This window comes from Pseudomonas sp. NFACC08-1, assembly GCF_900106735.1.
GTDB lineage: Bacteria > Pseudomonadota > Gammaproteobacteria > Pseudomonadales > Pseudomonadaceae > Aquipseudomonas > Aquipseudomonas fluorescens_Q.
Genome location: NZ_FNNL01000003.1, coordinates 371000 through 383290, shown reverse-complemented (window position 1 = coordinate 383290; position 12291 = coordinate 371000). Strand labels below are relative to the sequence as shown.

10 protein-coding genes and 1 riboswitch are annotated in these 12291 nt (G+C 62.8%); of the genes, 5 read left to right on the top strand and 5 right to left on the bottom strand.

The features are described from left to right. Positions 1-109: 109 nt before the first annotated feature. A complete protein-coding gene (thiC, locus tag BLU76_RS08760) occupies positions 110-1999 on the bottom strand; it encodes a phosphomethylpyrimidine synthase ThiC (RefSeq protein WP_092222401.1) in 1890 nt (629 codons plus the stop codon). 175 nt (positions 2000-2174) lie between these two features. Next, positions 2175-2280: riboswitch (TPP riboswitch) on the bottom strand. 154 nt (positions 2281-2434) lie between these two features. On the opposite strand from thiC, the gene BLU76_RS08755 reads away from it, so the two are divergent. Beyond that, positions 2435-3874: a TolC family outer membrane protein gene (locus BLU76_RS08755; protein WP_092146659.1), complete on the top strand. Its 1440-nt coding sequence runs from the start codon at positions 2435-2437 to the stop codon at positions 3872-3874. A 193-nt stretch (positions 3875-4067) separates the two neighbouring features. Here BLU76_RS08755 and waaA read toward each other — a convergent pair whose 3' ends face one another. After that, positions 4068-5342, bottom strand: coding sequence for a lipid IV(A) 3-deoxy-D-manno-octulosonic acid transferase (gene waaA / locus BLU76_RS08750; protein ID WP_092222399.1), 1275 nt, complete (start codon positions 5340-5342; stop codon positions 4068-4070). Between the two features lie 22 nt (positions 5343-5364). Next, positions 5365-6255 carry a LysR family transcriptional regulator gene (locus tag BLU76_RS08745; protein WP_092146663.1) on the bottom strand — a complete coding sequence of 297 codons (891 nt, stop codon included), beginning with the start codon at positions 6253-6255 and terminating at the stop codon, positions 5365-5367. A 103-nt stretch (positions 6256-6358) separates the two neighbouring features. Here BLU76_RS08745 and BLU76_RS08740 point away from each other — a divergent pair, with 103 nt between their 5' ends. The 4 genes from BLU76_RS08740 to BLU76_RS08725 all read left to right on the top strand — a co-directional run bounded on the left by BLU76_RS08740 (position 6359) and on the right by BLU76_RS08725 (position 9897). Next, positions 6359-6691, top strand: coding sequence for a DMT family transporter (locus tag BLU76_RS08740; RefSeq protein ID WP_046065574.1), 333 nt, complete (start codon positions 6359-6361; stop codon positions 6689-6691). A 221-nt stretch (positions 6692-6912) separates the two neighbouring features. Then, positions 6913-8088, top strand: a complete 1176-nt coding sequence (locus tag BLU76_RS08735; protein WP_092146665.1) for an NAD(P)/FAD-dependent oxidoreductase — start codon at positions 6913-6915, stop codon at positions 8086-8088. Beyond that, positions 8085-8897 carry an aldo/keto reductase gene (locus BLU76_RS08730; RefSeq protein ID WP_092146667.1) on the top strand — a complete coding sequence of 271 codons (813 nt, stop codon included), beginning with the start codon at positions 8085-8087 and terminating at the stop codon, positions 8895-8897. Before BLU76_RS08735 ends, BLU76_RS08730 begins: the two co-directional genes overlap by 4 nt. Positions 8898-8931: 34 nt before the next feature. After that, positions 8932-9897 carry a metal ABC transporter ATPase gene (locus BLU76_RS08725; protein ID WP_092222397.1) on the top strand — a complete coding sequence of 322 codons (966 nt, stop codon included), beginning with the start codon at positions 8932-8934 and terminating at the stop codon, positions 9895-9897. A gap of 184 nt (positions 9898-10081) precedes the next feature. On the opposite strand, the gene hldE is transcribed toward BLU76_RS08725, so the two are convergent. Next, entirely contained in the window at positions 10082-11503 is a 1422-nt protein-coding gene (gene hldE / locus BLU76_RS08720; protein WP_063323214.1) for a bifunctional D-glycero-beta-D-manno-heptose-7-phosphate kinase/D-glycero-beta-D-manno-heptose 1-phosphate adenylyltransferase HldE, read from the bottom strand. An 85-nt stretch (positions 11504-11588) separates the two neighbouring features. After that, positions 11589-12197, bottom strand: a complete 609-nt coding sequence (gene cysC, locus BLU76_RS08715) for an adenylyl-sulfate kinase (RefSeq protein WP_063323215.1) — start codon at positions 12195-12197, stop codon at positions 11589-11591. Between the last annotated feature and the right edge of the window lie 94 nt (positions 12198-12291).

Here is a 12291-nt window from a genome sequence, read left to right as displayed (position 1 = left end):
TCCTGTCAGTCAGAATAGCGGTGCAGGTTTTGCGGCTGCTTCGCAGCCGAGCGGGAGCAAGCTCCCTCGCCACACAGGGTGAGCGGTGCTTTTGCAAGCACCGCCCGGATCAAACTTTCTTGTAAAGCTGACTTCCTTCCTGCTTGAACCGCTCGGCCTGTTCCGCCAAGCCCTGGGCAACATCGACATCCACCGCTTCAATGCGCTGGTTGGCCGCGTACTCGCGCACTTCCTGGGTGATTTTCATCGAGCAGAATTTCGGCCCGCACATCGAGCAGAAATGCGCGACCTTGGCCGAATCCTTCGGCAGGGTTTCGTCGTGGTACGAACGGGCGGTGTCCGGGTCCAGGCCGAGGTTGAACTGGTCTTCCCAACGGAACTCGAAGCGCGCCTTGCTCAAGGCGTTGTCACGGATCTGCGCGCCCGGGTGGCCCTTGGCAAGGTCGGCCGCGTGGGCGGCGATCTTGTAGGTGATGATCCCCGTCTTCACGTCATCCTTGTTCGGCAGGCCCAGGTGTTCCTTCGGCGTGACGTAGCAGAGCATGGCGCAACCGAACCAACCGATCATCGCCGCACCGATGCCGGAGGTGATGTGGTCGTAGCCCGGCGCGATGTCGGTGGTCAGTGGGCCGAGGGTGTAGAACGGCGCCTCGTCGCAGCACTCGAGTTGCTTGTCCATGTTCTCTTTGATCAACTGCATCGGCACGTGGCCGGGGCCTTCGATCATGCATTGCACATCGTGCTTCCAGGCGATCTTGGTCAGCTCGCCGAGGGTTTCCAGCTCACCGAACTGCGCTTCGTCGTTGGCGTCGGCAATCGAGCCCGGACGCAGGCCATCGCCCAGCGAGAAGCTGACGTCGTAGGCCTTCATGATTTCGCAGATGTCTTCGAAGTGGGTGTAGAGGAAGTTCTCTTTGTGGTGCGCCAGGCACCACTTGGCCATGATCGAACCACCACGGCTGACGATACCGGTGACGCGCTTGGCGGTCATCGGCACATAGCGCAGCAACACGCCGGCGTGGATGGTGAAGTAGTCGACGCCCTGCTCGGCCTGTTCGATCAGCGTGTCGCGGAACAGCTCCCAGGTCAGGTCTTCGGCCACGCCGCCGACTTTTTCCAGGGCCTGGTAGATCGGCACGGTGCCGATCGGCACGGGCGAGTTGCGGATGATCCACTCGCGGGTTTCATGGATGTGCTTGCCGGTGGACAGGTCCATGACCGTGTCCGAACCCCAGCGGATGCCCCAGGTCAGCTTCGCCACTTCTTCTTCGATGGACGAACCCAGCGCGCTGTTGCCGATGTTGCCGTTGATCTTCACCAGGAAGTTACGGCCGATGATCATCGGTTCCAGTTCGGTGTGGTTGATGTTGGCCGGGATGATCGCGCGGCCACGGGCGATTTCATCGCGGACGAATTCCGGGGTGATGACTTTCGGCACGCTGGCACCGAAGCTGTGGCCGGCGTGTTGCTGGTCCAGCAGGCCGGCGGCGCGGGCGACTTCCAGCTTCATGTTTTCGCGGATGGCGACGTATTCCATCTCGGCGGTGATGATGCCTTTGCGCGCGTAGTGCATCTGGCTGACGTTGGCACCGGGCTTGGCACGACGTGGGTTGTTCACGTGGGCGAAGCGCAGCTTGGTCAGCTCGGGGTCGGCCAGGCGTTCCTGCCCGAAGTTGGAGCTCAGGCCGGCAAGACGCTCGGTGTCGCCACGGGCTTCGATCCACGAAGAGCGCACGTCGGCCAGGCCTTTGCGCACGTCGATGATCACGTTCGGGTCGGTGTAGGGACCCGAGGTGTCGTACACCACGACCGGCGCGTTGATTTCGCCGCCGAAATCGGTGGGGGTCACGTCAAGGCTGATTTCGCGCATGGGCACGCGGATATCCGGGCGGCTGCCCTGGACATAGATTTTTTGCGAGCGGGTAAAGGGCTGAACCGATTGCTCATCGACCTTGGCCGAATCGCTGAGGTTGGTCGCGTTTTTTGATTTTGTCGTCATCACGGGCTCTCCAGACACACATCCAGGCAGTGGATTTTTGTCGGAGCGAACCTGTAACGAATGGACGCGTCCCTGCACGAAAGTGCGGACGCTGTGCTTGCTGCTCGAGCATGTTCGAAAATCGAAAGTCGATGGTCGAACAACATCCCGGACGAAGCACAAGAGGACTCGCCGGGTGACGAGAAATCTTGTTCCCTACGCAGGCGCTAACCTGATCAGGTTCAACGGGATCCGAAATTATTCGATCTCAGCCTCATAGCAAGGCACCCCGACAAGAACCCGGCCAGTCTAGACACAACCACGAGAGAACGCCATCGCCAGGGCAAAAGGCGTGATGAATGGCGCATATACAGGATTGTTGCGGCGCGCAGGCGCAACTACACTCGCTACGCCGCGCCTCTTGTGCGCAATCATCTGAGAAGTAGGGAACGCCTCATGCTGCGCAAACTCTCACTGGCCCTTGCCGTGTCTTGTGCGTCCAATGGAATGGCCTGGGCTGCCGAAGCACCCTTGACCACCAGAACCGATCTGGTGAGCGTGTATCAGGAAGCGGTGGACAACAACGCCGATCTGGCCGCGGCTCGCGCCCAGTACGGCGCCCAGAAGGAAGTGGTGCCCCAGGCGCGTGCCGGGTTGCTGCCGAACCTTTCGGCCGGTGCCGACCTGAACAACACCCGTACCGAGCTCGACCAGCCGGCGATGACCGCCACCCGCAGTTCCACGGTTTACCAGGCCACGCTGTCCCAGCCGATTTTCCGTGCCGATCGCTGGTTCCAGTTACAGGCTGCCAAGTCAGTTGACGAGCAAGCGTCGCTGCAACTGTCGGCCACTGAACAGAACATGATCCTGCAGAGCGCCGAGAGCTATTTCAACGTGCTGCGCAGCCAGGACAACCTGGCCTCGACCAAGGCCGAGGAAGCGGCGTTCAAGCGTCAACTCGACCAGTCCAACGAGCGCTTCGACGTGGGCCTGTCGGACAAGACCGACGTGCTGCAATCCCAGGCCAGCTACGACACCGCCCGCGCCAATCGGATCCTCGCCCAGCGCCAGGTCGACGACGCCTTTGAAGCCTTGATCACGTTGACCAACCGCCAGTACAACTCGCTCCAGGGTATCGTCCACACCTTGCCAATCCTGCCGCCGGCACCAAACGATGCCAAGGCCTGGGTAGATACGGCAGCCAAGCAGAACCTGAATTTACTGGCCAGCAACTACGCCGTGACCGCCGCCGAGGATACGCTGCGCCAGCGCAAGGCCGGTCATGCACCGACCCTCGATGCGATAGCCCAGTACAGAAAAGGTGACAACGACGGCCTCGGTTTCACCAACCCGAACCCGACCGGACAGCGCTACGGCGGCGATGCCGAGCAACGCACCATCGGTTTGCAGCTGAGTATCCCGCTCTACAGCGGCGGGCTGACCAGCTCCCAGGTGCGCGAGTCCTACTCGCAACTCACCCAGACCGAGCAGCAACGCGAAGCCCTGCGCCGGCAGGTGGTGGAAAACACCCGTAACCTGCACCGTGCAGTGAACACCGACGTGGAGCAGGTCCAGGCCCGGCGCCAGTCGATCATCTCCAACCAGAGCGCGGTGGAAGCCACGGAAATCGGCTACCAGGTGGGCACCCGCAACATCGTCGACGTGCTCGACGCCCAGCGTCAGTTGTACACCTCGGTGCGCAACTACAACAACGCCCGCTACGACTACATTCTCGACAACCTGCGCCTCAAGCAGGCGGCTGGGACGTTGAGCCCGGCGGACCTGCAAGACCTGTCGCGCTATCTCAAGCCCGACTACAACCCGGACCGCGACTTCCTGCCGCCGGACCTGGCCCAGGCAGCGGCGCAGCAACTGCGCTCGCGGCCAGCGCAGTAACGTAGAGAGATAGTGTGTGGCAATAAGCTTTTGTGGTGAGGGGATTTATCCCCGCTGGGCTGCGCAGCAGCCCTAAAACCTGACAGCGCGGTGTGTCAGTCGTTTGAGAATGGGGTGCTTCGCACCCCAACGGGGATAAATCCCCTCGCCACAAAAGCGTGCTCCGAGTTCAAAAAAGGTGGGCTGCTCGTGATCAGTCGAGCAACCGCCCCAACCCCGCCAGCAACCGCTGCAACGCGCCCTGGTTGCTGCGCATCACCTTCAAGCCCGCTTCGGCCATGCGCTGGGCATCGCGGGGCAGTTCGAACAGGCGCTGCACCGCCAGGGCCAGGCTTTCGGCATCTTCAACTTCCGCCAGCGCACCGGCGGCGCGCAGTTGCGCGGCGATTTCGAGGAAGTTGAACAGGTGCGGCCCGCTGAGTACCGGTTTTGCCAGCGCCGCCGGTTCGAGCAGATTGTGCCCGCCGTTGGGCACCAGGCTGCCACCGACAAACGCACTGTCGGCCAATGCGTAGAGAAACAGCAGCTCACCCATGGTGTCGCCCAGCAGCACCGAGGCCTGGGCAGTGACGGGTTGCGCACTGGAACGCCGGACCGTGGCGAAGCCTTCGCTTTCGCACAGCTGGTGCACGGCATCAAATCGCTCGGGATGACGTGGCACCAGGATCAGCAACGCATTGGGATAGCTGTCGAGCAACCGACGGTGGGCAGCCAGCACCACTTCGTCCTCGCCTTCATGGGTACTGGCGGCGATCCACACCGGACGCTCCGTGGCTTGCCACTGGCGGCGCAAGGCGCTGGCGTTTTCCAGCAGTTGCGGGTCGATGGTCAGGTCGAACTTGATCGAGCCGGTGACCTCGACGGTTTCTACCCGGGCGCCCAACTGACGGAAACGCTCGGCTTCGGCGTCGGTCTGGACGGCGAACAGGCTCATCTCGGCGAGCATCGGCCGGGTAAGCTTGGGAAAGCGTGCATAACCCCGCGCCGAACGCTCCGACAACCGCGCATTGGCCAGGGCCACGGGAATGCCGCGTCTGGCGCATTGGTGAATATGATTGGGCCACAGCTCGGTTTCCATGATCACCGCCAGGGACGGCCGGACCCGGTCGAGAAAACGCTTGGCGGCGCAGGGCAAGTCGTAAGGCAAATAGCAATGCTGGATGCGCGGCTCGTTGGCGAACAACGCCCGGATCCGCTCCGAACCGGTGGGCGTCATGCAGGTGACGGTGATCGGCAGCTGTGGATAACGTTGCAGCAAGGCGCGGATCATGGGCGCGGCGGCAATGCTCTCGCCCACCGACACCGCGTGGACCCAGATCCCCCCCGGCAGCATGACCGGCAGTCCCCAGGAGAATCGCTCGCCGATGCGCCGGGCATACGCTGGCGCCTTGCGGGCCCGCAACCACAGCCGAATCGCTACCAGTGGCAGCCCCAGGTAAAACAATGCGCTATAGAGAGTTCTGTTCATGGCGGCGGAGTTTATCGGTTTTTCAGCCGATCGCCTGCAACTGCACGGCAAAACGTTCCGCCAGCCAACGCGCGGCCGGGCCCAGGGGTTCATCGCGTCGCCAGACCAGTTCCACCACCAGGGCCGGCGGGGTCCATTCGCTGCTGAGCTCGACCATGTCGCCCAGGTAGGCCGGGTACTGCACCACATGCCGAGGCAACCAGGCCCAGCCCAGGCCACTCCTCAGCCATTCGGCCAACACATAGAAACTGTCGGCTCGCCAGACCTGCGGGCTGGCCTGTTCACTGCCGGGATAGACGCTGGACTGGGTGGCCATCAACAACTGGCGGTGCCGAGCCATTTCCCGACAGGTCACATAATCATGGTTCGCCAGTGGGTGGCCCCTGCCGCACACCGTCACCATCTCGACGCTGCCCAGCACCCGGCGCTCCAAGGCCTCGGGGATCTGGTCGTGATAGAACAGCAAGCCGAGGTCGGCGCGCCGCTCCACCAGTTTGCGCGCCACGTCGCCCTGGGCGGCGCTGGCCAGTTGCACTTCCAGGGTGGGGAATTGCTCGGCCAGGGCCGCCAGGCTGTCGATGACCGGTTGATAGGGCATGGCTTCGTCCTGGGCCAGGCGCAGCGACGCTTCCTGCCCGCGCATCAGGGCCAGGGCCCGGCCATTGAGACGCTCGCACTGACGCAGCACTTCCCTGGCCTCTTCGAGCAAGGCTGCGCCAGCGTCGGTGAGCCTGGGCTGACGGCCGCTGCTGCGCTCGAACAGGTTCACGCCCAAATCCGTCTCCAGCAACGCAATCGCACTGCTGATGGCCGATTGGGCTTTGCGCTGATCCCGGGCCACGGCGGAAAACGAACGCTTCTCGGCGACCCCGACGAACAGCCGCAATTGCTCCAGGTTCCACTGAACGTTCATGGCTCAACCTATCTTGATTACAGATAGGTAATGACTTTACCGCATCTGACCTATCTCTAGAATGGCCCCATCGAAAGACGCAACCGTCGAAGAGGAACCGCCTATGAACGCCTACTACTACCTGGCCATCGCCATCTGCGCCGAAGTGATCGCCACCGTTTCGATGAAAGCGATCAAGGGCCTGAGCACACCCCTGCCTTTGCTGCTGGTCATCGTCGGCTACGCCACCGCGTTCTGGATGCTGACGCTGGTGGTGCGCACCGTACCGGTGGGCGTGGCCTATGCGGTCTGGGCCGGGCTGGGGATCGTCATGGTCAGTGTCGCGGCGTTGTTCATCTATGGGCAGAAACTGGACGTGCCGGCGATGCTGGGGATGGCGTTGATCGTGCTGGGGGTGGTGGTGATCCAGCTGTTTTCCAAGACGGCCGGGCACTGAAAACACACTGATCATTTGAGCTGGAACACCTCTGTGGCGAGGGAGCTTGCTCCCGCTTGGGTGCGAAGCGCCCATAAAAATGGGGTTGCTGCGCAACCCAGCGGGAGCAAGCTCCCTCGCCACAAAAGCTTTCCCTGCACGCTGCCGATGTTGATCGTCAACAAATTCCCTCTGCACCGAGTCTGTATACTGCGCCCTCGTCTTGAACACTGAGGTCGCTCATGCCATCCGTTATTTCCACCGACATTCTGATTGTCGGCGCAGGCGTCGCCGGCCTCTGGCTGAATGCACGCCTGCGGCGCCAGGGTTTTTCGACCGTGCTGGTGGAAAGCGCCAGCCTCGGCGGCGGGCAGAGTGTCAAATCCCAGGGCATCATCCATGGCGGCGCCAAGTACGCCTTGCATGGCGCCCTGACCGGTGCCTCGGAAGCCATTGCCGACATGCCGCGTCGCTGGCGCGAAGCCCTGAAAGGTGAAGGTGAGCTGGACCTGTCCGGCGTGCGCATGCTGTCCGACGCCCATTACCTCTGGTCCCCCGGCACCCTGGCCGGCAACCTCACCAGTTTCTTTGCCAGCAAGGCCGTGCGCGGGCGGGTCGACCAGGTCAAGGGCGACCAGTTGCCGCCGGCCCTGCAAGACAAACGCTTCAAGGGCAAGGTCTATCGCCTGGCCGAGCTGGTGGTGGACGTGCCGAGCGTGATCGCACGCCTGGCGGAACTGGCCGGCGACAGCTTGCTGGCCGGGCAACACATCGAACCGCTGCGCGAAGGTGGCGAGCTGATCGGACTCAAGGTCGATGGCCGCGAGATTCGCGCGCAACGCATTGTCCTCAGCGCCGGGGGCGGCACCGCCGACCTGCTCGACGCCTTGGGCCTGGACCAGCCAGCCATGCAGCGCCGACCGTTGCACATGGTCCTGGTCAAGGGGCCCAGCCTCAAGCCGCTCTACGCCCATTGCCTGGGCGGCGGCCCGAAGCCGCGCGTCACCGTGACCACTCATCCGGCGGCCGATGGCCAATGGGTCTGGTACGTGGGTGGCGATCTGGCCGAAGGCGATGGCGTGACCCGCGAGCCTGCCGCACAGATCGCCGCCGCCCAGAAAGAACTCGGCCAGTTGTTGCCTTGGATTGACCTGAGCACTGCGCAATGGGCCACGCTGCGGGTGGACCGCGCCGAACCGTTGCAGTCGGGCCTGACCCGCCCGGACAACGCCTTCCTCGCCGAGCAGGATCGCCTGCTGGTGGGCTGGCCGACCAAACTGGCCCTGGCCCCGGACTTCGCCGATCGGGTGGTCGATGCCTTGCAGCGCGATGGCATCCAGCCAAGCCACCCGGCCCCACTGCCGGACCTGCCGAAGCCGCCGATGGGCGTCCCTGCCTGGGAGCAACTGCTGCCATGAGCCAACCGACCCTGCATGACCTCTATCGCCCCCTGGGCCATGACGGCCCGCGGGTCTCCCCCCTGGGCCTGGGGACCGTCAAGCTTGGTCGCGACCAAGGCGTCAAATACCCCAACGGCTTTCAGATCCCCGATGACGACGAAGCACGTAGGTTGCTCAAACTGGCGCGCGACCTGGGTATCAACCTGATCGACACCGCGCCGGCCTATGGCCTGAGCGAAGAACGCCTCGGCCCGCTGCTGCGCGGCCAACGCCAGGACTGGGTGATCGTCAGCAAGGTCGGCGAAGAATTCAGCGACGGCCAGTCACGCCATGACTTCAGCGCCGCCCATACCCGATTTTCGGTGGAGCGCAGCCTCAAGCGCCTGGAAACCGATTATATCGACCTGGTGCTCGTGCACTCCGACGGCAACGACCTGGCGATCCTCAACGACAGCGAGGTCTACCCGACCCTGGCGGCGCTCAAGCGCGAGGGCAAGATCGGCGGCTTCGGTTTTTCCGGCAAGACCGTCGACGGTGGCTTGAAAGCCTTGGAGCAAGGCGATTGTGCGATGGTCACCTACAATCTGAACGAACGAAACGAAAAGGCTGTCATTGACTACGCCAGCGAACACGGCAAAGCGATCCTGGTGAAAAAGGCCCTGGCCAGCGGCCACGTTTGCCTGAGCCCCGGGGTAGACCCGGTTCGCGCCAGCTTCGAACTGTTGTTTGAGCATCCTGGGGTCGCCAGTGCTATTGTCGGCACCATCAATCCGCTGCACCTCGCCCACAACGTCGCGACCGTAGCCAAGGTCCTGCGTAAAAACTGACGCCGCCCTACGCGGCCTTAAGGAAGGAGCCGACATGCCGCGTACGCTCATCAGAAAGAATCCCAGCAACTTCAAGACCCTGCCCCTGTTCGTCGAAGCGACACCCGAAGGCCTGACTTACCAGAGCGTCGGCATGCCGCTGAATTTCGCCCAGACCTTGCAGCGCCGCCGCCCGGTAGCCGTGGCCGATACCGAACGCTTTTCCTTGGAGTTGGCAAACCTGGGCGTTTCTGTGCGCCTGACCCTGCATTGGCAGAACCGCGACTATTGGGTACTGGTGCGCCAGCGCCGGCAGGATCGCGGCGATGTGGTGCTCAAGCTGATTTCCGGCTACGTCCCAGCCCACGAGTTGAACCTGCCACTGCTTACCGCCATCAGCGAAATTGCCGAAGAATGCCTGCTGGAAACCCCGGAAGGCTGGCTTGGCGGGCGTTTCAACGACACCTGGCTGCCGGCCCCCTACGCCACGGCCCTGCATTACCGCGAAGCCTTGCCGTTTCGGCTGACACCCCTCTCGGGCTCCGCCCGCCCGGTGCGCAGCGCCAACCTGCAACTGATCGAGCGACCACGGGCCTACGTGCATCTGCCGACGGCATCGCTGCAATTGATCTATGACTTGCGCCTGGATGTGCCCAAGGAAGCCAAGTCCCTGAGCCTGTTTCACGTCGATGAGCGTTTGGAGGGCGACCAGTTGGTGGCGCGCCTGGACCGCAAGCGACCTGATCTCTACTTGATGCCGCTACAGGACGGCCAACCCATGCCCGAGCTGTACACCTTGAAAAAGGACCAGCTATACCCGGCCAGCACGCGTGGGCTGTACCTGGCGGAGAGCTTTGCCAAGCAGGACGGCTGGCTGGTGCGAGACGAGCGGATTCGCTGGAAGGACTGGCTGCGCCAACAAGGGCTGACGCCACCGGGCAAGGAGTCAGGCCTGACTCGACTCAAGGGCAAGGCCCGGCAATTGCTCAAGAAGATCGTGCCGCGCAAGGTAGTTCGTTAAGACAAAGAACAACTAGTCGAACCTAACCTGTGGCGAGGGGATTTATCCCCGCTGGGCTGCGCAGCAGCCCCCAAAGCCTGACAACGCGGTATGTCAGATAGCTTTGAATGGGGGCGCTTCGCACCCCAACGGGGATAAATCCCCTCGCCACAAAGTCTTTTCGTCGCCAATTGAATCGCCAAACTCAGTTGTTGCGGATCTTCTCCACAATCGCCGTCGTCGAGCTGTTTTCCACCAGCCCCAACACCTTCACTGTGCCGCCGTAGGCGGTGACAATGTCCGCGCCCACAACCTGGTCGATCCCGTAGTCACCGCCCTTGACCAGCACGTCCGGCTTGACTTCGCGCAGCAGGTTTTCCGGCGTGCCCTCGCTGAAACTGATCACCCAATCCACCGCGCCCAGGCCGGCCAGGACCGCCATGCGTCGGTCGACGCTGTTGATCGGCCGCCCCGGCCCTTTGAGGCGGCTGACGGAGGCGTCGTCATTGACCGCGACGATCAGACGATCACCTTGGGCCCTGGCCTGCTCGAGGTAGGTCACGTGGCCTGCGTGCAGGATGTCGAAGCAACCGTTGGTGAAGACGATTCTTTCGTTGTGGGCACGGGCGTCGTCAACGGCCAGCAACAGTTGCTCCAGGCCCAGCACACCGCGCTCGGAGCCTTCCTCGCGCTGGATGGCGCGGCGCAGTTCCGGGGCGCTGATCGCCGCCGTACCCAGTTTTCCAACAACGATGCCGGCCGCCAGGTTCGCCAGGGCTACCGCATGGGGCAGTTCTTCCCCTGCGGCGATGGCGGCGGCCAGGGTGGAGATCACGGTGTCGCCGGCCCCCGTCACGTCGAACACTTCACGGGCACGGGCCGGCAGGTGCAACGCCGGGTGATCGGGGCGCAGCAGGGTCATGCCATGCTCGCCACGGGTCACCAGCAAGGCGCCGAGATCGAGGTCTTGCATCAGCTGGGCGCCTTTGCTCACCAGTTCGTGCTCATCGACACAACCGCCAACGATGGTTTCGAATTCGCTGAGATTCGGCGTGATCAGACTGGCGCCACGGTAGATGGAAAAATCCTTGCCCTTGGGATCGGCCAGGACCGGAATGCCACGGGCACGCGCGGCCTGGATCAGCGCCTGGTGGTTTTTCAACGCGCCTTTGCCGTAGTCCGACAACACCAGGACCTTGACGCCTTCGAGCAGGCTGTCGACCTCGGCACCAAGGGCCAGGGGGTCGGTGGCGAACGGCTCTTCGAAATCGATGCGCAACAGTTGCTGGTGACGACTCATGACCCGCAGCTTGACGATGGTCGGCTGGTGCGCAACACGCTGGAATATCGCACGTACGCCCGCGCCCTTGAGGCTGTTGGTCAAGCTGTCGGCAGCCTCGTCGTCGCCGGTCACGCCCACCAGGGAAGCCGGCGCGCCGAGGGCGGCGATGTTCAAGGCAACGTTGGCGGCACCACCGGGACGATCCTCGATATGCTCGACCTTGACCACCGGTACCGGCGCCTCAGGGGAAATTCGTGAGGTACCGCCATGCCAGTAGCGGTCGAGCATGACATCGCCGACCACCAATACAGGGGCTTGATCGAATCGCGGCATGGACAACTTCATGGAGCATCCCACATACAAAATGAACAGGGCGGGGATATTAGCACAGGGTTGGCGCAAGGCTCTTCTATGGCGGTGACGGGATGCGTTAGTCGTGCAATAGCGCCCACAGCCGGTCGCAGGCCTGGCCCAGCTCCAGCTTGTCGGTGTCGATTTCGCAAGCGGGTGTCAGCGGCACTTCGTATGGACTGTCGAGCCCGGTGAAATTCTTGAGCCTACCCGCGCGCGCCTCCCGATACAGTCCTTTTGGATCTCGTTTGGCACACACGTCAAAAGGCGTGCTCACATAAACTTCGAGAAAAGTGTCCGGGGCGAACAATTGCCGTGCGGCCTCACGGTCAGCCCGAAACGGGGAAATGGCCGCGACAATGACGATCAGTCCAGCATCGACCATCAATCGCGCCACCTCACCGATTCGTCGGATGTTTTCCTTGCGCGCCTCGGGGCTCATGCCCAAGTCACTGCATAACCCCTGGCGCAGGTTGTCCCCGTCAAGGAGGCAGGTGTGGAGGCCTAGCTCGTGCAAGCGTACTTCCAACGCATTGGCCAATGTTGACTTTCCCGCGCCGGACAAACCGGTCAGCCAAATACATCGCGGTCGCTGGGATTTGATCGCCGCCCGGGCCTGCGCTGAGACTGTCAACGCAGAAGGCCCGATAGCCGGCCGTGATGTCGATATCTTTGTCGTCCTGTCCATAACCGAGTCTCTCCCTGAAATCGAAATCCTGGGGGTTTACCGGCCTCCGCGCTGCATCGCGCGCATACCGACTTATTGCCCAGAGCAAAGCATA

Bases quoted from the DNA above. Each gene is read 5' to 3' on its own strand.
- thiC (WP_092222401.1), bottom strand. From the start codon at position 1,999: ATGACGACAAAATCAAAAAACGCGACCAACCTCAGCGATTCGGCCAAG.
- waaA (WP_092222399.1), bottom strand. From the start codon at position 5,342: ATGAACAGAACTCTCTATAGCGCATTGTTTTACCTGGGGCTGCCACTG.
- BLU76_RS08730 (WP_092146667.1), top strand. From the start codon at position 8,085: ATGAGCCAACCGACCCTGCATGACCTCTATCGCCCCCTGGGCCATGAC.
- BLU76_RS08755 (WP_092146659.1), top strand. From the start codon at position 2,435: ATGCTGCGCAAACTCTCACTGGCCCTTGCCGTGTCTTGTGCGTCCAAT.
- BLU76_RS08735 (WP_092146665.1), top strand. From the start codon at position 6,913: ATGCCATCCGTTATTTCCACCGACATTCTGATTGTCGGCGCAGGCGTC.
- BLU76_RS08740 (WP_046065574.1), top strand. From the start codon at position 6,359: ATGAACGCCTACTACTACCTGGCCATCGCCATCTGCGCCGAAGTGATC.
- cysC (WP_063323215.1), bottom strand. From the start codon at position 12,197: ATGGACAGGACGACAAAGATATCGACATCACGGCCGGCTATCGGGCCT.
- BLU76_RS08725 (WP_092222397.1), top strand. From the start codon at position 8,932: ATGCCGCGTACGCTCATCAGAAAGAATCCCAGCAACTTCAAGACCCTG.
- hldE (WP_063323214.1), bottom strand. From the start codon at position 11,503: ATGAAGTTGTCCATGCCGCGATTCGATCAAGCCCCTGTATTGGTGGTC.
- BLU76_RS08745 (WP_092146663.1), bottom strand. From the start codon at position 6,255: ATGAACGTTCAGTGGAACCTGGAGCAATTGCGGCTGTTCGTCGGGGTC.